At 75.2% G+C, this 20,508-nt stretch carries 19 protein-coding genes; 11 read left to right on the top strand and 8 right to left on the bottom strand.

Annotated elements, in window-relative coordinates; all coding sequences use genetic code 11:
- Window positions 1–778: 778 nt before the first annotated feature.
- Complete coding sequence (locus tag ACIQ9G_RS21075) at window positions 779–1,525, bottom strand: sigma-70 family RNA polymerase sigma factor (RefSeq protein WP_403611590.1); 747 nt, start codon at window positions 1,523–1,525, stop codon at window positions 779–781.
- 172 nt (window positions 1,526–1,697) lie between these two features.
- On the opposite strand from ACIQ9G_RS21075, the gene ACIQ9G_RS21070 reads away from it, so the two are divergent.
- Entirely contained in the window at window positions 1,698–2,756 is a 1,059-nt protein-coding gene (locus ACIQ9G_RS21070; RefSeq protein ID WP_403611588.1) for a MerR family transcriptional regulator, read from the top strand.
- A 502-nt stretch (window positions 2,757–3,258) separates the two neighbouring features.
- Entirely contained in the window at window positions 3,259–4,500 is a 1,242-nt protein-coding gene (locus ACIQ9G_RS21065) for an NAD(P)/FAD-dependent oxidoreductase (protein WP_403611584.1), read from the top strand.
- Between the two features lie 165 nt (window positions 4,501–4,665).
- Here ACIQ9G_RS21065 and ACIQ9G_RS21060 read toward each other — a convergent pair whose 3' ends face one another.
- The 3 genes from ACIQ9G_RS21060 to ACIQ9G_RS21050 all read right to left on the bottom strand — a co-directional run bounded on the left by ACIQ9G_RS21060 (window position 4,666) and on the right by ACIQ9G_RS21050 (window position 9,221).
- Window positions 4,666–6,171 carry a cryptochrome/photolyase family protein gene (locus tag ACIQ9G_RS21060; RefSeq protein WP_403611581.1) on the bottom strand — a complete coding sequence of 502 codons (1,506 nt, stop codon included), beginning with the start codon at window positions 6,169–6,171 and terminating at the stop codon, window positions 4,666–4,668.
- A 19-nt stretch (window positions 6,172–6,190) separates the two neighbouring features.
- Window positions 6,191–7,564 (bottom strand): cryptochrome/photolyase family protein, encoded by a 1,374-nt coding sequence (locus tag ACIQ9G_RS21055; protein WP_403611578.1) that lies wholly within the window; start codon window positions 7,562–7,564, stop codon window positions 6,191–6,193.
- Between the two features lie 94 nt (window positions 7,565–7,658).
- A complete protein-coding gene (locus ACIQ9G_RS21050; RefSeq protein ID WP_403611576.1) occupies window positions 7,659–9,221 on the bottom strand; it encodes an SDR family oxidoreductase in 1,563 nt (520 codons plus the stop codon).
- Between the two features lie 96 nt (window positions 9,222–9,317).
- On the opposite strand from ACIQ9G_RS21050, the gene ACIQ9G_RS21045 reads away from it, so the two are divergent.
- The 4 genes from ACIQ9G_RS21045 to ACIQ9G_RS21030 all read left to right on the top strand — a co-directional run bounded on the left by ACIQ9G_RS21045 (window position 9,318) and on the right by ACIQ9G_RS21030 (window position 13,364).
- Window positions 9,318–9,827 carry a MarR family winged helix-turn-helix transcriptional regulator gene (locus ACIQ9G_RS21045; RefSeq protein WP_403611574.1) on the top strand — a complete coding sequence of 170 codons (510 nt, stop codon included), beginning with the start codon at window positions 9,318–9,320 and terminating at the stop codon, window positions 9,825–9,827.
- Between the two features lie 162 nt (window positions 9,828–9,989).
- Window positions 9,990–12,191 carry an MMPL family transporter gene (locus ACIQ9G_RS21040; RefSeq protein WP_403611572.1) on the top strand — a complete coding sequence of 734 codons (2,202 nt, stop codon included), beginning with the start codon at window positions 9,990–9,992 and terminating at the stop codon, window positions 12,189–12,191.
- A gap of 45 nt (window positions 12,192–12,236) precedes the next feature.
- Window positions 12,237–13,028 (top strand): SigB/SigF/SigG family RNA polymerase sigma factor, encoded by a 792-nt coding sequence (locus ACIQ9G_RS21035; RefSeq protein WP_403611569.1) that lies wholly within the window; start codon window positions 12,237–12,239, stop codon window positions 13,026–13,028.
- 168 nt (window positions 13,029–13,196) lie between these two features.
- Window positions 13,197–13,364: a hypothetical protein gene (locus tag ACIQ9G_RS21030; RefSeq protein ID WP_403611567.1), complete on the top strand. Its 168-nt coding sequence runs from the start codon at window positions 13,197–13,199 to the stop codon at window positions 13,362–13,364.
- Between the two features lie 81 nt (window positions 13,365–13,445).
- On the opposite strand, the gene ACIQ9G_RS21025 is transcribed toward ACIQ9G_RS21030, so the two are convergent.
- Window positions 13,446–14,492, bottom strand: coding sequence for an acyl-CoA dehydrogenase family protein (locus tag ACIQ9G_RS21025; protein WP_403611564.1), 1,047 nt, complete (start codon window positions 14,490–14,492; stop codon window positions 13,446–13,448).
- Window positions 14,493–14,590: 98 nt separating this feature from the next.
- On the opposite strand from ACIQ9G_RS21025, the gene ACIQ9G_RS21020 reads away from it, so the two are divergent.
- On the top strand, window positions 14,591–14,947 hold the full coding sequence (locus ACIQ9G_RS21020) for a YciI family protein (protein WP_403611561.1): 357 nt from the start codon (window positions 14,591–14,593) through the stop codon (window positions 14,945–14,947).
- Window positions 14,948–14,979: 32 nt separating this feature from the next.
- On the opposite strand, the gene ACIQ9G_RS21015 is transcribed toward ACIQ9G_RS21020, so the two are convergent.
- Window positions 14,980–15,690, bottom strand: coding sequence for a dienelactone hydrolase family protein (locus ACIQ9G_RS21015; protein WP_403611559.1), 711 nt, complete (start codon window positions 15,688–15,690; stop codon window positions 14,980–14,982).
- A gap of 251 nt (window positions 15,691–15,941) precedes the next feature.
- On the opposite strand from ACIQ9G_RS21015, the gene ACIQ9G_RS21010 reads away from it, so the two are divergent.
- The 4 genes from ACIQ9G_RS21010 to ACIQ9G_RS20995 all read left to right on the top strand — a co-directional run bounded on the left by ACIQ9G_RS21010 (window position 15,942) and on the right by ACIQ9G_RS20995 (window position 18,910).
- Window positions 15,942–16,313, top strand: a complete 372-nt coding sequence (locus ACIQ9G_RS21010) for a BlaI/MecI/CopY family transcriptional regulator (RefSeq protein ID WP_403611557.1) — start codon at window positions 15,942–15,944, stop codon at window positions 16,311–16,313.
- Window positions 16,310–17,239, top strand: coding sequence for a M48 family metalloprotease (locus ACIQ9G_RS21005; RefSeq protein WP_403611555.1), 930 nt, complete (start codon window positions 16,310–16,312; stop codon window positions 17,237–17,239). The genes ACIQ9G_RS21010 and ACIQ9G_RS21005 overlap by 4 nt, the downstream gene beginning before the upstream one ends.
- A gap of 107 nt (window positions 17,240–17,346) precedes the next feature.
- The gene (locus tag ACIQ9G_RS21000; protein ID WP_403611552.1) at window positions 17,347–17,754 is read left to right on the top strand and encodes a VOC family protein; all 408 of its coding nucleotides are present in this window, start codon (window positions 17,347–17,349) and stop codon (window positions 17,752–17,754) included.
- A gap of 85 nt (window positions 17,755–17,839) precedes the next feature.
- Window positions 17,840–18,910 (top strand): adenosine deaminase, encoded by a 1,071-nt coding sequence (locus tag ACIQ9G_RS20995; protein WP_403611550.1) that lies wholly within the window; start codon window positions 17,840–17,842, stop codon window positions 18,908–18,910.
- On the opposite strand, the gene ACIQ9G_RS20990 is transcribed toward ACIQ9G_RS20995, so the two are convergent.
- Entirely contained in the window at window positions 18,892–19,407 is a 516-nt protein-coding gene (locus tag ACIQ9G_RS20990) for a DUF664 domain-containing protein (RefSeq protein WP_403611548.1), read from the bottom strand. The two genes, ACIQ9G_RS20995 and ACIQ9G_RS20990, sit on opposite strands and share 19 nt — an antisense overlap.
- 176 nt (window positions 19,408–19,583) lie before the next feature.
- Window positions 19,584–20,498: a LysR substrate-binding domain-containing protein gene (locus ACIQ9G_RS20985; protein WP_403611545.1), complete on the bottom strand. Its 915-nt coding sequence runs from the start codon at window positions 20,496–20,498 to the stop codon at window positions 19,584–19,586.
- Window positions 20,499–20,508: the final 10 nt, after the last annotated feature.

Genomic DNA, 20,508 nt, shown 5'->3' with positions numbered 1-20,508 from the left:
GCGGGGGCGCGGCTCCCCGTCCGTCCGGCGGAACGGTCGGCCGGCGCCGCACTCTCCCCTTCCGGCGCGGGAGCCGGTACGGATACGCGAGCGTGCCCGGCGCCCGCGCGGCCGGAGCCGGCGGCGCACGAACCTGACGGCGGTCACGGCCGCCGCGAGGAGCGCCAGGAGCCGGGCGGCGCTCCGGAGCGCGGGCGTCCGGCGGAGCCGGAGGGCACCGCGGCCGGGGGAGCCGGGGGTGCCGGGGGAGTCGGGAGTGATGGGAGTGCCGGGAGGGGCAGGGGGGCCGCTGTAAGGGGGCGCGTCGCGGGGCCGGGCCGGCACGGGGGTTTCGCCGGCCGGCACGGGGGGCTCACAGACGGGCCGGGGACGTGCGACGCCGGGCCTACCGTGAAGCTCCGCGGCGATCGCGTGCCACACCCGGGCGGGCGGCCGGACCACCACCTCGTCCGCCGGGGAGACGGTGCGGCCCGCGGCGACGACCCGCCTCAGTTCGTCGAGCGCCTCGCCGCACCGGCGGCATTCCGCGACATGCGCGAGGGCCGTGACCAGTTCGGCCTCCCGCCGGCCGGGCCGGTCCCGCCGCTCGTCGAGGGCGAGGGCGGCCAGGTCGTCGGGCGGGACATGACCGCCATGGTTCCGGTCGCCCATGCCCACCTCCGCAGTCGCGCCGTCCCCCTGATTTCCGGTCCGGCGACCGCGACGGATGCGGTGCGGGGCCGTCCGGAGCTCTGGAAGCTCGCACCGCTTGTGCGTCGAATGCCGCGACGAGTCTCGCTCAGGCGCTCGCGAGCACGCTCGCGCCCGGGTCCGCCTCCGGCGTCCGCTGCTCGAGCCGGCGGCGCAACTGGTGCAGGCCACGGCGGGCGTGGCTCTTGACCGTGCCGAGCGGCCAGCCGGTGCGCTCGGCGATCTGGGTCTGGGTCAGGTCCTCGAAGAAGGCCAGGCACAGCACCCGCCGCTGGGCCGGCGGAAGCCGGTCCAGTTCATGCCGCACGAGGACCCGGTCGAGGGCGGCCTCGGGCCTGCCCGCGGCGGGGTCGGCCGGGCCGAGGGCCGAACCGGCGGCCGCGAGCAGTTCGCCGCGCCTGGTCCGCGCGGCCAGCGCGTCGGCGATCTTGCGCCGGGTGATGCCGACGATCCACCCGGCCAGCGGCCCGCGCTCGGGCCGGTAGCCGCTCCGGCCGCGCCACACGCCGAGGAAGACCTGCTGGGTGACGTCCTCGGCCTCCCTCGGGTCCCCCAGCGAACGCCGGGCCAGCGTGTGCACCAGGGCCGACCAGCGGTGGTAGGCGGCGGCGAGGCAGGCCTCGTCGCCGGCCACCAGACCGTGCGCCAGTTCCTCGTCGGCGAGCGACTCCTCGACGGGCGCCCACAGCGGCGCGTCGGCCGCGTCGGCCGCCGAGGACGGGGGAACCGGGGAATCCGGGGAAACCGTGGCGGTCGTAGAGGCCGGGGTGGTCGCAGAAGCCGGGGAAGGAGACGTCGGGGTGTCGAACCGGACGGCGATCGGATGCGGGGTCATGGCGACGCCTCCTGAGGTCGGGCGGAACGCGTGCCGGCCGACCGCGGTCGTGGCGGGCGCCCGTCACCGCGGAGGCCCTGGACCGTTCCCGGGGCTCGCTCCGTGCCGCCATCGTGCGAGCGGCGACCCCGGTGACTCAACTTGCATCGATTCTGCGTCGTATAGTCGTTGCATGGACGAGACGGACGAGTGGCGGGAGCCGGAGGAGCGGGTGGATCCGGCGTCCCGGGCCGGCGAAGCGGGGCTGACCACCGGCGCGCTGGCGCGCAGGCTCGGGGTCTCACCGACCACGCTGCGCTCCTGGGACCGCCGGTACGGCATCGGACCCGCCGTGCGCGCCGACGGCAGGCACCGGCGCTGGACGCCCCAGGACGTGGAGATGCTGGAGACGATGTGCCGGCTGACCTCGGCCGGGGTGCCGCCCGCCGAGGCGGCGCGCGCCGCGCAGGAGACGGCGGCGGCCGCGGCGCCGGACGCCCCGGCCGCGGCCGGCGTCGTCGCGCCGCCGCGGCAACCCGTCGTGGCACCGCGCTCCCGGGCGGCCGGCACGCTCCCCCTCGGTGATGTGCGCCAGGAGTGCCGGGGGCTGGCCCGGGCCGCCGTACGGCTCGACGCCCCCGCCGTCGAGGAGCAGCTGACCGCGGCGGTCGAGGAGCACGGGGTGGCCGTCGCCTGGCAGGAGGTGATGGTGCCCACCCTGCACGCCGTGGGACGCAAGTGGGCCTCGTCGGGCGACCGTTACGTCGAGGTCGAGCACCTGCTGTCCTGGCACGTGTCCACCGTGCTGCGCCGGTGCACCCGGCGGCCCGCCGCGCCCGCGGGCGACGCCCCGGACACCGGCCCCGTGATTCTGGCCTGCGTGCCCGGCGAGCAGCACACGCTGCCCCTGGAGGCGCTCAACGCCGCGCTCTGCGAACGCGGGCTGCCGACCCGCATGTTCGGCGCGGCCGTGCCCGCCGAAGCCCTGGCGGCGGCCGTGCAGCGCCTGGGCCCGGCGGCCGTGGTCCTGTGGGCCCAGGCCCGCTCCACGGCGAGCCTGCCGCTGGCCCGGTACGTCGCCGCGGCGCAGTGGGGGGTGAAGGGCGCGCGCCGGCAGCCCCTGGTCCTCCTCGGCGGACCCGGCTGGGCCGGGCGCCGCGCACCGGGACTGCCCCGGCCGAACAGCCTGCGCGAGGCACTCGACGCCCTGTCCGCCGCCCACACCGCCGCGGCCCCTGACGAGCCGCGCTGAGACGGTCCGCCGAACCGGTCGCCGCCCCACCGCCCCGCCGATCACCGGAAAGGCCGGCACACCGTCACCCGGGACCACCGTCCCACCCGTCCGCCTCCCGTGCCGGCGCCGCAGTCAAGCCACGTTGCCGCACCTGCCATCCCACGGGTCGGCGCGCCTGTCACCTGGGTGCGTTGCCGCGGCCGTCGTTCCCTCGGGTCGGCGCGCCTGTCACTCGGGCGCGTCGCCGCAGCCGCCATCCCCCGTACCGGCGCGCCCGTCGGCCGCGCGCCACCCGCCCGCCGTACCGGCGCGCCCGACACCTGGACGCGCGTCGCCCCACCCGTCGTCCCCCGTGGTGACGCGCCCGTCATCCGGAAGTGTCGCCCCACTCCGGTATCCACTCCGTCGGCGCATCCGGCTGACCGGCGGGGCGGGAACCCATCCGAAGGGCGCCCCGCAGCACGCGCCCCCGCCGGCCCGCGCGTCCGCCGGGCGGCCCCAGACACGAAGGGTGGACCCCGTGCCCGCGACCGCATCCCCCGTGGACGTCCTGGTGATCGGAGCGGGGGTCGCCGGACTCGCCTGTGCCCGCGACCTGCTCGCCGGGGGCCTCGACGTACGGGTCCTGGAGGCGTCCGACGGGGTCGGCGGCCGGATGCGCTCGGACCGCGTCGACGGCTTCGTGGTCGACCGGGGCTTCCAGGTGTTCAACACCTCCTACCCGCAGGTCCGAAGGCGCCTGACGCTGCGCGACCTGCGGCTGCGGCCGTTCACCCCGGGCGTGCTGATCCACACCGACCGGGGCAGGCTGCGCTTCACCGACCCGACCCGCCGTCCCGGGACGCTTCCCGGCCTCCTGCCCGGCCGTCTCGCCGGCCCGCGCGACCTGCTGGCCCTCGGCGTGCTGTCCGGCCGCGACCTGCTGGGCCCGGTGGAGTGGGTGAAGCGCTCCGAGGACCGCACCACCAGGACCGCGCTGGCGGCGGCCGGCTTCTCCGACGCGTTCGTCGAACGGTTCTTCCGCCCGTTCCTGTCGGGCGTGTTCCTGGAGGACGAGCTGGAGACCTCCAGCCGGTTCTTCCACCTCGTCTGGCGCAGCATGCTGCGCGGCACCCTGTGCCTGCCCGCCGAGGGGATCGGGGCGGTGCCGCGAGCGCTCGCCGGGGCGCTGCCCGCCGATCTGGTGCAGCTGGAGACGGCGGTCGAACGCCTGACCGACGACGGTGCCGAGACGGCCGCCGGAGCGCGGGTCCCCGCCCGCGCCGTGGTGGTGGCCACCGGCCCCGGCCCCGCCGACGCGCTGCTGCCCGGGCTCGACCTGCCGCCCTACCGGGTCGTGACGACGTACTACCACGTGGCGCCGCGGTCGCCGCTGGGCGAGCCGACCCTGCTCGTCGACGAGCGGCGCCGCGTGCTCAACACCTGTGTGCTCAGCGACGTCGTGCCCGAGTACGCTCCGGCCGGCTCCGCGCTCGTCGCGACCTCCGTGCTCGGCCCGGACGCCGAGGGCCGCGAACGGACGGTCCGCGCGGCCCTGTCCGACCTGTACGGCACCGGCGCCGGGGAGTGGGAGCTGCTGACGGTCCGCACGATCACCGACGCGCTGCCCGCCATGCCGCCGCCGCAGCCGCTGCTCCGCACCTCCCGTACGGGCCCGGGGCGCTACGTCTGCGGCGACCACCGGGCCACCGGATCGGTGCAGGGAGCGCTGGCCTCCGGGGCCCGGGCCGCGCGCGAGGTGCTGCGCGACCTCGGCCGCTGAGCCGTTCCGCAGCGGCGACGGTACGCGGCGGCGGCTCACACCGCGCCGGGTGCCGAACGGCGGGTCGGGGCCGAGGCCGGAGTCCGAAGTCAGGGCCCGGGGCCGGAGTCCGAGGCAGGAGTCCGAGGCCGAAGTCCGAGGTCAGGGTCCGAGTTCGGGACCGGATCACGGAGGTCCGTCCCCGCGCTCCTTCTCCGCTCGCAGCAGTTCGCCGAGGTCGGCCAGCCGGTCCAGGCCCCTCACCGCCCGCGTCATCCGGGGATTGCCCGCCAGCCGCTCCCGGTGCCGGTGCAGAAAGGCCCAGTACCCGGCGGTGAACGGGCAGGCGCGCTCGCCGAGGCGTTCGGTCGGCCGGTACGCGCACCCGCCGCACAGGTCACTCATCCGGTGCACGTACGCGCCGCCCGAGGTGTACGGCTTGGTGGTCATCCGCCCGCCGTCGGCGTACTGGGACATGCCGACGACGTTCGGGACCATCACCCAGTCGTAGCCGTCGACGAAGCAGCGGTGGAACCAGTCGGTCACCGCCCGCGGATCCCAGCCCCGCTGCAGGGCGTGGCTGCCCAGCAGCATCAGCCGGGGGATGTGGTGCGTCCAGCCGGTGTCGCGCACCTGCGCCAGGACGGTGGCCAGGCACCGCGCGGTCACCGCGTCGGCGTCCAGCTCCAGGAACCACTCCGGCAGCGGCGCCCGGTGCCCGAGGGCGTTGCGCCGGCGGTAGTCCTCGCCGAAGTACCAGTACAGCTGCCACATGTACTCGCGCCATCCGGCGATCTGCCGTACGAACCCCTCCACGCTGTGCACCGGGGCACGCCCCGCCCGCCAGGCGTCCTCGGCCCGTTCCACGCACTCGGCGGGGTCGAGCAGGCCCAGGTTCAGCGAGGAGGACAGCAGGCTGTGGCTCATCACCGGGTCGGCGGCCAGCATCGCGTCCTCGTGCGGCCCGAACCCGGCCAGCCGGTGCTCGACGAACCGGCGCAGCGCGCTCAGCGCCTCGCGGCGGGAGGCGGGGAAGCGGCGCGGGCCGTCGCGGCCGACGAACCGGATGCCGTCCTCGCGCTCCCACCGGTCCAGGTCGTGCCGCACCTCCTCGTCGATGCCGTCCTCCCGGGGACGGTAGGGCGCCGGAGCGCCGAGCGTGCGGGCACCCTTCGGCGGCGGCTCGCGGTTGTCGTGGTCGTGGTTCCAGCGACCGCCGGCCGGGGTGCCGCCGTCCATCAGCAGGTCGTGCCCGCGCCGCACCCAGCGGTAGAAGTCCTCCTGGAGCAGCCGCCGGCCGCTCTGGCCGTCGGCCCAGCCGCGGAAGTCGTCGTGCGGGACGAGGAAGCCCCGGGCGGGCAGCACCGTGACGCCGTCCAGCGACCGCACGAACCGCAGGGCGGCGTGCGACGTGGGGTGACGCACCGTCAGCGGGCCGTCGCCGACGGCCTCGCGGAGGCCCTCGCGGTACGTCTCGGCCCGCACGTAGCGGACCCGGTCGCCGAGTTCGGCGGCGCGGTGGCGCATCGCGGACAGCACCAGGTGCGCCTTGGCCCGGTGGAACCGCCGGCGGCGGAAGGCCGAACGGGCCTCGATCATCACCACCGGCGCGTCGCGGTCGGGGCCGTCTCCGCCCGGGGCGAGGAAGTGCGGGCCGAGCTGGTCGCCGAACAGCCAGTGGGGGACGGTCACGTGCGGGCCTCCTCAGTCCTCAGTCGCGGGCGCGGGCGCGCTTGAAGCGGGCCAGACCCTCGGACAGGTCCACGACGGGCTCCGGGTAGTCGAGCGTGCCCCGGTCCGGGCCGCGCAGCTTCCACGGCTCGTGCACCAAGGGCCCGTCCAGCCCGGCGAGTTCGGGCACCCAGCGCCGTACGTACGTCCCGTCGGGGTCGTACCGCTTGGCCTGGGTGACGGGGTTGAGCACCCGGTTGGGCCGGGTGTCGGTGCCGGTGCCCGCCATCCACTGCCAGTTGAGCTGGTTGTTGGCGACATCGCCGTCGACCAGGAGGCGCAGGAAGTGCCGGGCGCCGACCCGCCAGTCGACGTACAGGGTCTTGGCGAGGAAGCTCGCGGTCAGCAGGCGGCCCCGGTTGTGCATCCAGCCCTCGTGCCGCAGTTGGCGCATGGCCGCGTCGACGATCGGATAGCCGGTGCGGCCCTCCTTCCACGCCTCGACGTCCTCCCGCGCGGCCCGTTCGGACCGCCAGCGGTCGTGCTTGGTGCGGTAGTCGGCGGATGCCGCGGCCGGCCGCGCCGCCAGGACCTGCCGGTGGAAGTCGCGCCAGGCGAGTTGCCGTACGAACGCCTCCGCGCCCGGGCCGCCCGCCCGCCGTGCCCGGTGGACGAGTTCGACGGGGGAGAGCGTGCCGAAGTGCAGATGGGGCGAGAGCCGGGAGGTCGCGTCGCCGGCCAGGTCGTCGTGCCGGTCCTCGTAGGCGGCGATGCCCGACCGCAGCCAGGCGGCGAACCGCTTCCTGCCCTCCGTCTCGCCGCCCGGCGCCAGCCCCTCGGACAGCCCCGTGAGGTCCGTGCGGGAGGGCAGTTCCTCGGAGCCGACGCCGTCCGGCACGGGGACGGTGCGCGGCGCGCCGAGGGCGGCGCGCAGGCTCTGCTGCGACCACTGCCGGAAGTACGGCGTGAAGACGGCGAAGTGGTCCGAGGAGGACGGGGTGAGCGCGCCGGGCGTGACGGCGGTGGTCACCGTGTCGTGCACGTGCAGCCGGCGGCCGTCCGCCTCCAGCGCGCGCCGCAGCCGCTCCTCCCGGCGGTGGGCGTGGCCGCTGACGTCCGCGGCCATGTGCACCTCGTCGGCGTCCGCCTCCGCGGCCACCTTGCACACCTCCTCGACGAGGTCGCCGGAGCGCAGCACCAGCCGGCCGCCGCGGCGCTCCAGGTCCGCGGAGAGGTCGCGCAGGCAGTCGGCGAGGAACGCCAGCCGGTTCGGTACGGCGAAACCGGCCGCGTCGACGGCGCGGTCCCGCACGAACAGGGGGACTACCTGCCGGGAGCCGTCGAGGGCGGCGCGCAGGGGTGGATGGTCGTGCACGCGCAGGTCGGCGGTGAACAGGACGACCGAGACGTTCATGGTGCGGGCTCCGGGGCGGTACGGACGGTGCGTCGAGCCGCACCGAAGGGTCGGTGATCTGCTTCGGGCCCGGGACCCGCCGCGGATGCGCGGGTCAGCGGGCGACCGCGTCGTCCCCCCTACGGATGAGTGGCGCGGTCCTGGCCGCCGCCTGCGCGATGTTGCGGGCCATGCCGCCGAACACGACGGCGTGGAAGGGGGAGATGCTCCACCAGTAGGCGTGGCCCAGCAGCCCGTGCGGGTGGAACAGGGCGCGCTGGCAGTAGCGGGTGCGCCCGTCGGCGTCCGTGGTGGCGCGCATCTCCAGCCAGGCCAGGCCGGGCAGCCGCATCTCGGCCCGCAGCCGCAGCAGCCGGCCCGGCTCGATCTCCTCGACCCGCCAGAAGTCCAGCGAGTCGCCGACCCGCAGATGCTGGGCGTCCCGGCGCCCCCGGCGCAGTCCGACCCCGCCGACCAGCCGGTCCAGCCAGCCGCGCAGCGCCCAGGCGAGGGGGAAGGAGTACCACCCGTTGTCCCCGCCGATGCCCTCGACGACCCGCCACAGGGCCTCGGGCGGGGCGTCCACGGTCAGTTCGCGCCGGTCCGTGTAGAGGCTGCCGCCCGCCCAGTCGGGGTCGGTGGGCAGGGGGTCGCTGGGCGCGCCCGGCACCGAGGCGGACGACCACCGGGTGGTCACCTGGGCGTCCCGGACGCGCTGCAGGGCGAGCCGCACCGCGTCGTCGAAGCCGATCGGGTGTCCCGGCGGATCGGGCACGTAGCGGGTGATGTCGTGCTCGTGGCAGACGACCTCGTGGCGCAGCGACTCGGTCAGCGGCCGCGCGATGGACGCGGGCACGGGTGTGACCAGGCCGATCCAGTGACTGGACAGGCGGGGCGTGAGGACCGGGACGGGCACGATGACCCGGCGCGGCAGGCCCGCGACGGCCGCGTAACGGAGCATCATGTCCCGGTAGGTCAGGACGTCCGGGCCCCCGATGTCGAAGGCCCGGTTGACGTCGGCCGGCATCCGCGCGCTGCCCACCAGGATCCGCAGGACGTCCCGTACGGCGATGGGTTGGATCCGGGTCCGCACCCAGCTCGGGGTGATCATCACGGGCAGGCGTTCGGTGAGGTAGCGCAGCATCTCGAAGGAGGCGGAGCCGGAGCCGATGATGACGGCGGCCCGCAGCACCGTGGTGGGCACCCCCGAGTCGAGCAGGATGCGGCCGACCTCCGCGCGCGAGCGCAGATGCGGGGAGAGTTCCTCCTCCGGCACGCCGGTGGGGGTGAGGCCGCCGAGGTAGACGATCCGCCGGACGCCCGCGGCCTTGGCCTGCTCGCCGAAGACACGCGCGGCCCGGCGGTCGGTGTCCTCGAAGTCCCGGCCCGAGCCCAGGGCGTGCACCAGGTAGTAGGCGACGTCGACGTCCCGCATCGCCTCGGCGACCGAGTCGGCGTCCGTGACGTCGCCGCGGAGCACCTCCGCGTCCGCCGCCCAGGGATGGTCGCGGAGCTTGCCGGGGGAGCGGGCCAGGCAGCGCACCCGGTGACCGGCCTCCAGCAGCTCGGGGACGAGCCGGCCGCCGATGTACCCGGTGGCGCCCGTCACCAGGCAGCGCAGCCGTTCTCCGGTGCCCGCACCGTCGCGCGGCCCCTCTCCCGTGTCCTCACCGTTCATCGGTTCCGGTCCTCCGCGTGTCGGCGCCTTTCCAGAACACTTCCACCGAAACGGTCCGCACGGATGCCCGGACCGGCGTTTCTATAGGCTGATCGCGTGGCCAGGGCAGACGAAACCGAGCGGAGCGCGGGCGGACCGGAGACCGGGGCGGGGGCGCCGGAGGACACCGGCCTGCTCTCCTTCGCGGTCCGGCTGCGGCGGATGAACGGCGAGATCAACCGCCTCGTGCAGGGTTTCGCGGGCGAACACGGGCTGCACCCCACCGATGTGCAGGCGCTCGCGGCGATCCTGGACGCCGACGAGCCGATGACGCCGGGCCGCCTGCGCGGCCACCTGGGGCTGACCTCGGGTGCCGTGACGGCGTGCGTGGACCGGCTCGAACGCGCCGGGCACATCCGCCGGGTCCGGGAGAGCCCCGACCGCAGGGTGGTCCACCTGCACTACGCGGCCGACGCCCGCGCGACGGCCCGGGACTACTTCCGGCCGCTCGCCGAGGCGACCGAGGCGGCCCGGTCCCGTTTCACCGAGGAGGAGCTGTCCACCGTGGTCCGATTCCTCACCGCGATCAACGACGAGCTCGCGCTCCTGCCGTCACCGGAGCGCTGAACCGCCGCCGGGTGCATCCGGCGGCCGGGCGGGGCGGGAAGAACAGGTGTCCCTGCGTCCTCTACGATCAGAACCTCGATATATCTCAATTATTGAGATTCTTTTCTGTTGAGCTACCTGGTACATACGTGTACGGAACCCGCCACCGGAGTCTGGAGAACGATGTCCACCACCGCCCGCCGGGCCCGCCTGCTCGTGCCCTTCGTCCTGCTAGCGCTCTGGTTGGGCATCGGGGGAGCCTTCGGGCCCTTCGCGGGCCGGCTCGGCGAGGTCGCTACCAACGACCGGGCCGCCTTCCTGCCGCGCAGCGCCGAGTCCACCGAGGTCAGCGACGAGCAGCGGGCCTTCCGGCAGAGCGAGACCCTCCCGGCCGTCGTCCTGTGGACCGCCGACGGGGACGCCCCGCTGCGCGACCGCCAGGCCGCAGCCACCCGGGCACTCGCCTCCCTCTCCGGCGCACCGGGCGTCGCCGGACGGGTCTCGCCCGCCCTCCCCTCGGAGGACGGCAGGGCCCTGGAGGGCGTCGTACCGCTCAGTCCCGGCCTCGGGGACCGGCTGCCGGACACCCTCGACCGGGTCCGTGCCGCCGCCGAGCGCGTTCCGGGCACCACGGTCCGGCTCGCCGGGCCCGCCGCGACCCAGGCGGACCTCGCCGACGCCTTCGCCGGCATCGACGGCCTGCTGCTCGGCGTCGCGCTGGCAGCCGTCCTGATGATCCTGCTGCTGGTGTACCGCAGCGTGCTCCTGCCGCTGGTGGTCATCGTCGGGGCCGTGTTCGCGCTGGGACTGGCCTGCGCGATCGTCTACGTGCTCGCCGACCACGACGTGGTCCGCGTCGACGGCCAGGTGCAGGGCATCCTGTCCATCCTGGTGATCGGCGCGGCCACCGACTACGCGCTGCTGCTCACGGCCCGCTACCGGGAGGAACTCGCCCACCGCGCCGACCGGTTCGCCGCCGTCCGGGCCGCGCTCGGGCAGTCCTGGGGCCCGATCGTCGCCAGCGCGGCCACCGTCGCCCTGGGCCTGCTCGCGCTGCTGCTGAGCGATCTGACGAACAACCGCGCCCTCGGACCGGTCGGGGCCGTCGGCATCGGCTGCGCGGTCCTCAGCGCGCTCACCTTCCTGCCCGCCGTGCTCGTCCTGCTCGGCCGGGCGGCCTACTGGCCCGCCAAGCCCCGTCCCGCCGACGGCCGCTCCGACACCGAGGGCCGGTCCGGCGCCGAGGGCCGGTCCGGCGCCGGCGGCGGCCCCGCCGCGGACGGCATCTGGCAGCGCGTCGCCCGGCTCGTCGACCGGTCCCCGCGCAAGGTGTGGGCGGTGGCCCTCGCCGGACTGCTGGCCTGCGCCGCCTTCGCCCCCACCCTCACCTCCAAGGGCGTGCCGCTCGAGGAGATCTTCGTCAACGACGCGCCGTCCGTCGCCGCGCAGCGGACCCTCGGCGAGCACTTCCCCGGCGGCTCGGGCAACCCGGCCGTGGTCGTCGCCGACGCGGGCCGCCTGGAGCAGGTCCTCGCCGCCTCCCGCACGACCGAGGGCGTGGCCTCCGCGTCCGCCGTGACCCGGACCGGACGCCCCGGTGCCACCCCCCTCGTCGTCGACGGCCGGGCGCAGATCGACGTCACGCTGCGCGCGGCCGCGGACAGCGACGCCGCCAAGGAGACCGTCGCCCGGCTGCGAACGTCGGTGCACGCCGTCCCGGACGCGAAGGCGCGGGTCGGCGGCTACACGGCCCAGCAGTACGACACGCTGCGCACGGCGGAGCGGGACCGCACCCTCATCGTGCCGGTCGTGCTCGCCATCATCTTCGCCATCCTGACGCTGCTGCTGCGGTCCCTGCTGATGCCCGCCCTGCTGGTGGCCACGGTCGCCCTGAACTTCGCCGCCACCCTGGGCGTCTCGGCCCTCGTCTTCCGCTACGCCTTCGGCTTCACCGGCACCGATCCGTCCGTGCCGCTCTACGGCTTCGTGTTCCTGGTCGCACTCGGCGTCGACTACAACATCTTCCTCATGTCCCGGGTGCGGGAGGAGTCGCTGCGGCACGGCGTGCGCCAGGGGGTGCTGCGCGGGCTGGTCACCACCGGCGGGGTGATCACTGCCGCCGGAGTGGTGCTGGCCGCCACCTTCGCCGCCCTGGGGGTGATCCCGCTCGCCTTCCTGGCGCAGATCGCCTTCATCGTCGCGTTCGGCGTGCTGCTCGACACCCTGGTCGTGCGGTCGCTGCTGGTGCCCGCCCTGGTGCGGGACCTGGGCGCCGTGGCCTGGTGGCCGGGGCGGCTCGGCCGCCAGCGGGAGGACACCTCGGCGGGCCGGGCGGAGAACGAACCGAGGGTGTCCGCATCCGCGGCGGCCGACCGTACTGAATGAACAGCGGATCGACCTACCGGTAGCACGCTTGCCGAGGAGACAGCCGTGGTCACACAGTCCACCGCGACGACGCCGGCCGACCCCCGAGCCGAGACCCGGCTGCTCCTGGTGCGGCTCGCCTCGCTGGAGGAGGGCACCGCCGAACACTCCCGGGTCCGCAACGAGGTCGTCGAACTCAACATGGGCCTCGTCCGGCACGCGGCCCGCCGCTTCCGGACCCGGCAGGAGCTGTACGACGACGTCGTGCAGGTGGGCACCATCGGCCTGATCAAGGCGGTGAACCGTTTCGAACCGGCGCGGGGCACCGAGTTCGAGGCCTTCGCCGTGCCCACCGTGGCCGGGGAGATCAAGCGCTTCTTCCGCGACGCCACCTGGGCCGTGCACGTGCCGCGCCGGCTCCAGGAGCGCCGCTTCGCGCTCCGGGACGCGGCCGCCGACCTGGAGCAGGAGCACGGCCGCCCGCCGACCGTCGGCGAGCTCGCCCGCAGCACCGGGTGGCCGGAGGAGGCCGTGGCGGAGGGGCTGCGCGCGGCCGACGGGTACGGCGCGCTGTCCCTCGACGCCCCGCGGGACGAGGCCGACGAGGGCGGCTGCCTCGCCGACCTGCTCGGCGGCGAGGATCCCTCCCTGGCCATGGCCGAGGACTTGATCGCGCTGAAGCCGCTGATGGCCGCCCTGACCGCGCGGGAGCGCCGGATCCTGGCGCTGCGGTTCACGTACGACATGACCCAGAGCCAGATCGGCGCGGAGCTGGGTCTGTCCCAGATGCACGTGTCGCGGCTGCTGTCCCGGACCCTCGCACGGCTGCGCAGCCGGCTCGCCGTCGGTGGCGCCTGAGCGGCGCCTGAGCGGTGCCCCGGCGGCTTCCCGGCGGCCCCGCCCGGGCCGGACGAGGCGCGGCTTCCCCGGACGCGCACATGTTCGCGCGGACCGGGGGCAGGCGGACTGTACACGTTGGACCGTGTTCTTTCCCGTCAATGGTCGATTCTGGAGGTGTCAGCCGGTATGGGCGCGAAGGTGTTGGAGAGGTTCCCCGCCGGATCTCCGCGCGGCTCCTGGCCGGCCGAGGAGTACGCGGCGCGCCGCCGGGCCGAGGGTCAGCCCGCGACTGTCGTGATGGACCTCGAACAGGACGCCTTCCTGGTCGTCGTGCCCGTCCACGACCAGGGCTGAGCGACCGGCCGCCCCTCGCCCGCCCGGCCGCGGCCACGGGTCTGAAGCCGGCCGGATGGTCCGCGGCCGCGGCCCGGGGTCTCATTCGGCCAGATGGTCCAGGTGGGCCCGGCGCACCTCCGCCGTCTGCCCCTGCACCAGCAGGAACATGCCCTCGCGCGCGAGCCGTTGGGCCCGGTTGCCGAGGTCCAGGGAGCGGCCGCCGCCTGCCACGATCGCGGCGGTCGTCGCGGTGCGCATCAGGTCGTAGGACCGGGTCTTGAGGGCGAGCCGCTCCTCGACGCGCGCGTGCGCCACCGGGTGGTCCCACAGGGCGTACGCCCGCTCCCGAACGTCGTCGAGACGGCCACGCAGCGCACGCGCCGTGTCCGCGGCCTCCGGGACCTCGTCCAGCAGGGCGAGCGCCGCGTACGCCACGCCGAAGACGGCCGGCGAGGCGTTGGTGTTGCGGGGCCGGTCGAGCACCTCGAACCGCTCGTGCGGGGTACGCTGCACGACCGCTTCCTCCGGCAGCCACAGGCCGTCCAGGCGCAGCGACACCGTGCGGGCGGCGGTGAGGGCCGCGAGCCGCATCGGGGGCGACGGACGCACCCCCGGCTGCTCGCGCGCCTCGGCGAACGCGAACACCACCTCGGACTCGTCGGTCACGCCGGCCAGCAGCATCACGTCGTTCAGCCCCCAGCCCGTGTACCAGGGCACGGTGCCGTCGAAGCGCCAGCCGCCGCGCTCGGGCACGGCCCGCACGGGCACCCGGGGAAAGGCGCGCACATGCGCGAAGGCGATCCCCGCCAGCAGCTCGCCGGAGGCCAGGGGACGCAGCAGCCGTTCCCGCACCGGGCGGTCGGACGCCGCGAGGAGCTTCACCGGGGTGTGGTGCTGGGTCTGCACGAACCAGGTCGAGCAGCACGCCCCGGCCAGGATCTCCGCCGTCTCCCGGGCCACCGCGGCGGGCGCCGCCGCGCCTCCGTACTCCTCCGGCGCGCCCAGCCCGAGCAGGCCCGACCGTCTGACCGCCTCGATGTGGGTCGCGGGCACGCCCTCCTGGTCGACGCGCTCGGCGTTCGGGGCGAGCAGGTCGTCCGCGAGCCGGCGGGCACGGGCGACGAGGGGGTGGGCCGCAGTGGTCATGGACAGGATTCTCCCGATGTGGCCGGGCGAGGTGCCGATCCGGGGCCGTGCCGTTCGTGTAGGAGGTGGGTCGACGGCACGACGCCAAGGAGGACGTCATGAAGTACTACCTGCTCAGTGTGATCCAGCCGAGCGAGGGCGAACCGCCCTCGGCCGAGGCGCTGGCCCGGATCATGGGCGAGGTCGAGGCCTTCCACCAGCAGCTGCGCGAGGCGGGCGCCTGGGTGTTCGCCGGGGGACTGGACGGCCCGGAGACCGCGGTCGTGCTGCGCCCCGAGGGCGCCGCCGTGCGGGTCACCGAGGGCCCGTACGCCGACGGCAAGGAGTATCTGGGCGGCCTGTGCCTGATCAAGGCGCCCGACCTGGACGCGGCCCTGGACTGGGGCCGCAGGGCGAGCCGCGCCACCACGCTCCCCATCGAGGTGCGCCCGTTCCAGCACACCGCCGAGGACTGACAGCCCCCCACGCCGAGGCTCCCGGCCGGCGCTCAGCCCAGCCGCTCGTGCAGGAAGGCGAGGGTGCTCCGCCAGGCGGCGGCGGCCGAGCCGGGGTCGTGGCTCGGCCGCCGGTCGTTGAAGAAGGCGTGGCCGGCCGGGTAGAGGCGGAAGTCCGGGGTGACGCCCGACTGCCGGTGGATCGCCTCCCGCAGCTCGTCGATCCGCTCCCGCGGGATGGTCCGGTCGCGCTCGCCGAAGTGGCCGAGGAGCTGGGCCCGCAACCCGGAGAAGTCGGGCAGCTCGCCCTGGACGACGCCGTAGAACGGCACCGCCGCACTCACCCGGGGCTCCACCGCGGCCAGGTACAGCACGAAGCCGCCGCCCATGCAGAAGCCCACCGCGCCGGCCGTGTCCGAGGTGACCTCGGGCCGCGACAGCAGGTGGTCCACCGCGCCGGAGAGCAGTTCCACCCCGCGGGACACCGGCAGGGCCTTCATCATCCGCTGGGCCTCCTCGCCGTCGTGCGCGACGCTCCCGCCGTACAGGTCGGGGGCCAGGGCGACGAACCCCTCGGCGGCCAGCCGGTCGGCCACGTCGGCGATGTGGTCGGTCAGGCCCCACCACTCCTGGATGACGAGGACACCCGGCCCGCGGCCGGCCGGCGGCAGTGCCAGATAACCGTGGGCGGTGGCTCCCGCGCTGGGGAACGTGACGTTCTGCCGTGCGGGCGTCTCGGCGGGCTGCGGCGGCGTCTCGGGCATGGTGCTCCGTTCCGGTGGTGCCGATGGTCCTGAGGCCCGGTGGTGCCGATGGTGCCGAAGGGCCTCCCCGGCACGGGTACCCGGTCCCCGCCGGCCATCCCGCCCGTCCCCGCCGGTCGCCTGCGACAGCCCTCCCACAACGGGCGTGCGGGCCCGCCACGGGTGGGACGCCCCGATGACCGCTTCGGACGACTACTATCGTGTAGACGGTCCGCCGGGGCCGCGGACGATGACGGGTGAGGGACCTTCGGATGACCGACGCCAAGGACGAACGCCGGCCGGCGGGCGAGCTCGAAGCCAGTGTCATGGCCGTTCTCTGGGCCGCCGACGCACCCCGGACCGCCGGTCAGGTCCAGCTCGCCCTCGGCGCCGGACTGGCCCGCACCACGGTGACCACCATCCTCACCCGGCTGCACGACAAGGGCGTCGTCGAGCGCCGCCGCCAGGGCCGTGGCTACGCCTACTACCCCGTCCAGGACGCGCCCGGGCTGACCGCCCGCCGGATGCACACCGAACTCGCCCGCGACACCGACCGCGAGCGGGTCCTCGCCCGCTTCGTCGCACAGCTCAGCCCCGACGACGAGCGCATCCTGCGCGACCTGCTCGAACCCGGTGAGCGATGACGGCGCTGCTCCTGCTGCCGCTCCTGCTGCCGTTCGCCGTACCGGCGGCGGCCCGGCGCGCCCTCGACCGCCTCGCCCCCGGCGCCGCGCTGTGGGTGATCACGGTCTGCTCGGTCGTGCTGGCGGGCTGCTCCCTCGCGGCGCTCGGCGCCTTCGTCCTCATCGGCCTGCTCAAGCTGCCCGCCCTGGCCGCGCTGGGTGAGCTGATCCACCCGCTGGCCACCGCGCCGTACCTGGTGGTCGTACCGGCCGCGGCCGTCTCCGTCGGAGCGCTCGCCGTGTGCGCGATCACCCTGGGACGTGCGGCACTGCGGGAGTTCCGGGCCTTCCGCAGCGCCCGGACGGAGGCCGGCCGCGGGCCCGCCGCGGGCGACCTCTGCGTGGTCGACTCCCCGCACCCGGACGCGTACGCCCTGCCCGGCCGCCCGCACCGCATCGTCGTCACCACCGCGATGCTGCGCAGCCTCGACGCGGCCGAGCGGGAGGTGCTGTTCGCCCACGAGCGCGCCCACAACCGGGGCGGCCACCACTACTTCCTGGCCGCCGCCGAACTCGCCGCCCACTGCCACCCCGCCCTGCGCCCGGTCCGCGACACCATCCGCCTCGCGGCCGAACGCGTCGCCGACGAGGCCGCGGCCGCCGCGGTCGGCGACCGGCGGCTGACCGCCCGCGCCGTCGCCCGCGCCGCGCTCGCCGGCCGGGAGGCCCCCTCCGCGCGCCCCGAGGTCGCCCCGGCCGCCACCTCCGGCCCGATCCCGCACCGCGTCAAGGCCCTGCTGGCCGCTCCGCAGGTGCCGCGCCGTGCCGCGCTGCGGATCGCCGCCCTGCTGATGGCGTGCACCACGCTCTCCTTCACCGCCTCGGCCACCGGCCTGATCGACTTCCACCACCGGGTCGAGATCGCGCAGGGCGACGCGTCCCACTGAGCCGCCGCCGGCGCGCCGAAATCCCACCCCCGGTAGGGCCGGGACTGGCGTATGTGCGGGTTTTACGTATAACCTCACCCGTCAATCGCCCTCCCCGAAAGGCCCCGATGAGACGCGTCGCCCTGGTCACCCTCGTCGTCGACGACTACGACGAGGCGATCCGCTTCTACACCGAAGCCCTCGGCTTCCGGCTCGTCGAGGACGTCCCGCGCCCGGACGGCTCCCGCTGGGTCGTCGTCGAGGCGGGGGCGCCGGGCCCGGACGGCGCGGGCCCCGCCACCGGTCTGCTGCTCGCCCGCGCCGAGGGCGGGACCCAGCGCGCCCGGGTCGGCGACCAGACCGGCGGACGCGTCGGGTTCTTCCTGCACACCGACGACTTCGCGGGCGACCACGCCCGGATGCGCGCCGCGGGCGTGACGTTCCTGGAGGAGCCCCGGCACGAGCCGTACGGCACGGTCGCCGTCTTCCAGGACCTGTACGGCAACCGCTGGGATCTGCTCCAGCCCGCCGGCTGAGCCTCCTTCCGCCGCACGCTCCTCCGCCGCACGTCCGCACGCTCCCACCGCCACTTCGAACCGCCCGCCCAAGGAAAGACCCATCATGACCGCTACGCGCGTAGACACCGAAGTGATCCGCCGCCTCCCCAAGGCCGTGCTGCACGACCACCTCGACGGCGGCCTGCGCCCCGCCACCGTCGTCGAGCTCGCGGCCGCGGTCGGCCACGCCCTGCCCACCACCGACCCCGACGAGCTCGCCGCCTGGTACTACGAGGCCGCGAACTCCGGCGACCTGGTCCGCTACATAGCCACCTTCGAGCACACCCTCGCAGTGATGCAGAACCGTGAGGGCCTGCTGCGCACCGCCGAGGAGTACGTACTGGACCTGGCCGCGGACGGCGTCGTCTACGCCGAGGTGCGCTACGCCCCCGAGCTGATGCTCCAGGGCGGGCTGACCCTCGCGGAGGTCGTCGAGACCGTGCAGGAGGGACTCGCGGCCGGTATGGCCAAGGCCGCGGCCGCCGGTACGCCGGTCCGGGTCGGCACGCTGCTGTGCGGGATGCGGATGTTCGACCGCGTCCGGGAGGCCGCCGACCTCGCGGTCGCCTACCGGGACGCGGGCGTCGTCGGCTTCGACATCGCCGGTGCCGAGGACGGCTTCCCGCCCGCCGACCACCTGGCCGCCTTCGAGCACCTGCGCCGCGAGAGCGTGCCGTTCACCATCCACGCCGGCGAGGCGCACGGCCTGCCCAGCATCCACCAGGCGCTCCAGGTCTGCGGCGCCCAGCGCGTCGGCCACGGCGTGCGCATCACCGAGGACATCGTCGACGGCAAGCTGGGCCGGCTGGCGGGCTGGGTGCGCGACCGCCGCGTCGCCCTGGAGATGTGCCCGACCTCCAACCTGCAGACCGGCGCCGCCACCTCGATCGCCGGGCATCCCATCACCGCGCTGAAGGACCTCGGCTTCCGGGTCACCCTCAACACCGACAACCGCCTGGTGTCCGGCACGACGATGACCCGTGAGATGTCCCTGCTGGTCGAGCAGGCGGGCTGGACGGTGGAGGACCTGCGCACGGTCACCGTGAACGCGGTCAAGAGCGCGTTCATCCCGTTCGACGAGCGCGCGGCCCTCCTGCGTGACGTGGTCCTGCCGGGCTACGCGTCCGCGCTCTGAAGCAGGCCCCTGACGTAGGCGGCCTGTCCGGCGTGCTGCAGATCGTCGGACAGGACGCTCATCAGCCGGACGCCCAGCGTCACGGGCGGATCCCAGCGCTCGTCGACGACGCGTCCGAGGTCCTTCGCGGTCAGCTCGCGCAGGGCCCGCAGGGTCTGCTCGTGCACGGCGTCGTAGTACCCGGTCAGCAGGTCCGCGGAGTCGACCCGCACCTTCGCGACCTTCGCGGGGCTGTGGCCGTAGCCCGTGTCGCGCCGGTTCAGATCGAGGCCGAAGCGTTTCTCCCAGCCCTGGGCCAGCCACACCTGGTCCAGGCCGAAGGCGTCGGCGACATGGTCGTCCTGCACCCGGGTGAGGTGCCAGAGGAGCCAGGAGACGGAGTTGGCGTCGGCGGCGGGCCGGGCGTTGAGCAGCTGTGCCGGCAGGCCGTCGACGGCGGCATGGACTTCTTCCCGGACACGGCCGTAGCCGTCGATGAGGACGTCCTTCGCATGCATACGTCCACCATCGCGCATCGCGGTCCGTCATGCGTCCGGAACCCCGGCATGCGGGAAGCGACCGGGCGGCGCCACCCGCCGGGCTCCCGCGATCCGCGCCCGCCCGGGGCGCCCGACCGATCCCGATCGTCCGGCAGTCCCGATCGCCCGGCCGGCCCCGTCCTCGGGCCGTCCGGTCAGCCCGTGCCGGACGCGTCCGGCGAGGGGACCGGGCCGCCGGTCTCGAGCAGGGCCATCAGCGCCCGGGCCGCCGGACTGGTGGCCTGCGACGGGGGCAGCAGCGCGACCGTCTCGTACTCGGTCTCGCCGGTGCCCTTGAGCGACAGCGCGGTGAGCGTGGGGCGCTTGTGCCGGAAGTGGCTGGGGACGACGGCGACGCCGAGGTTCTCGTCGACCAGGTCGAGGAGGCTGTGCACGTCGTTCACCTCCAGGGCCACGGTCCGCCGGACGCCCGCCGCGGAGAAGGCCGCGTCGGTGGTGCGGCGCGGCCCCCAGTCGGGGTGGAAGTCGACGAAGACCTCGCCGCCGAGGTCCTGGGGGGTGAGGACCGCTCCGGGCGCGGTGAGGCGGTGGTCGGGGTGGCACAGCACCGTCATCGGCTCACTGGTCAGCGCCACCGAGCGCAGCTGGTCGGTGTCCGCCTGCGTCCGGTAGGCGAACGCGAGATCCAGCCGTCCGGCCGCGACCTCCTCCGCGAGAGCGCCGGACCCCGCCTGCCGCAGCCGGATCTCCACGTCCGGGTGCCGCCGCCGGAACGCGGCGAGCAGCGAGGCCACGTGCACGCCCGCGATGCACTGCTCGGTGCCGAGCGCGAGCGTGCCCCGCAGCACACCCTGCACCGCGGCCACCGCCTCGTGCGCCGACCGCACCTGCGCCAGGATCCGCTCCGCCTCGCCGAGCAGGGCGCGCCCGGCCTCCGTGAGGGTGACCCGGCGGGTGGTGCGCACGAACAGCGGGGCGCGCAGTTCCCGCTCCAGCGCCCGGATCGACGCCGACAGGCCCGACTGGGACACCATCAGCCGCTCCGCGGCCCGGGTGAAGTGCTGGTCCTCGGCGACGGCGACGAAGTGCTGGAGGTGACGCAGTTCCATGACTGAGAAG

The sequence above is a fragment of the Streptomyces sp. NPDC096152 genome (assembly GCF_044763235.1).
GTDB lineage: Bacteria > Actinomycetota > Actinomycetes > Streptomycetales > Streptomycetaceae > Streptomyces.
This window is presented reverse-complemented; position numbering and strand designations above follow the sequence as displayed.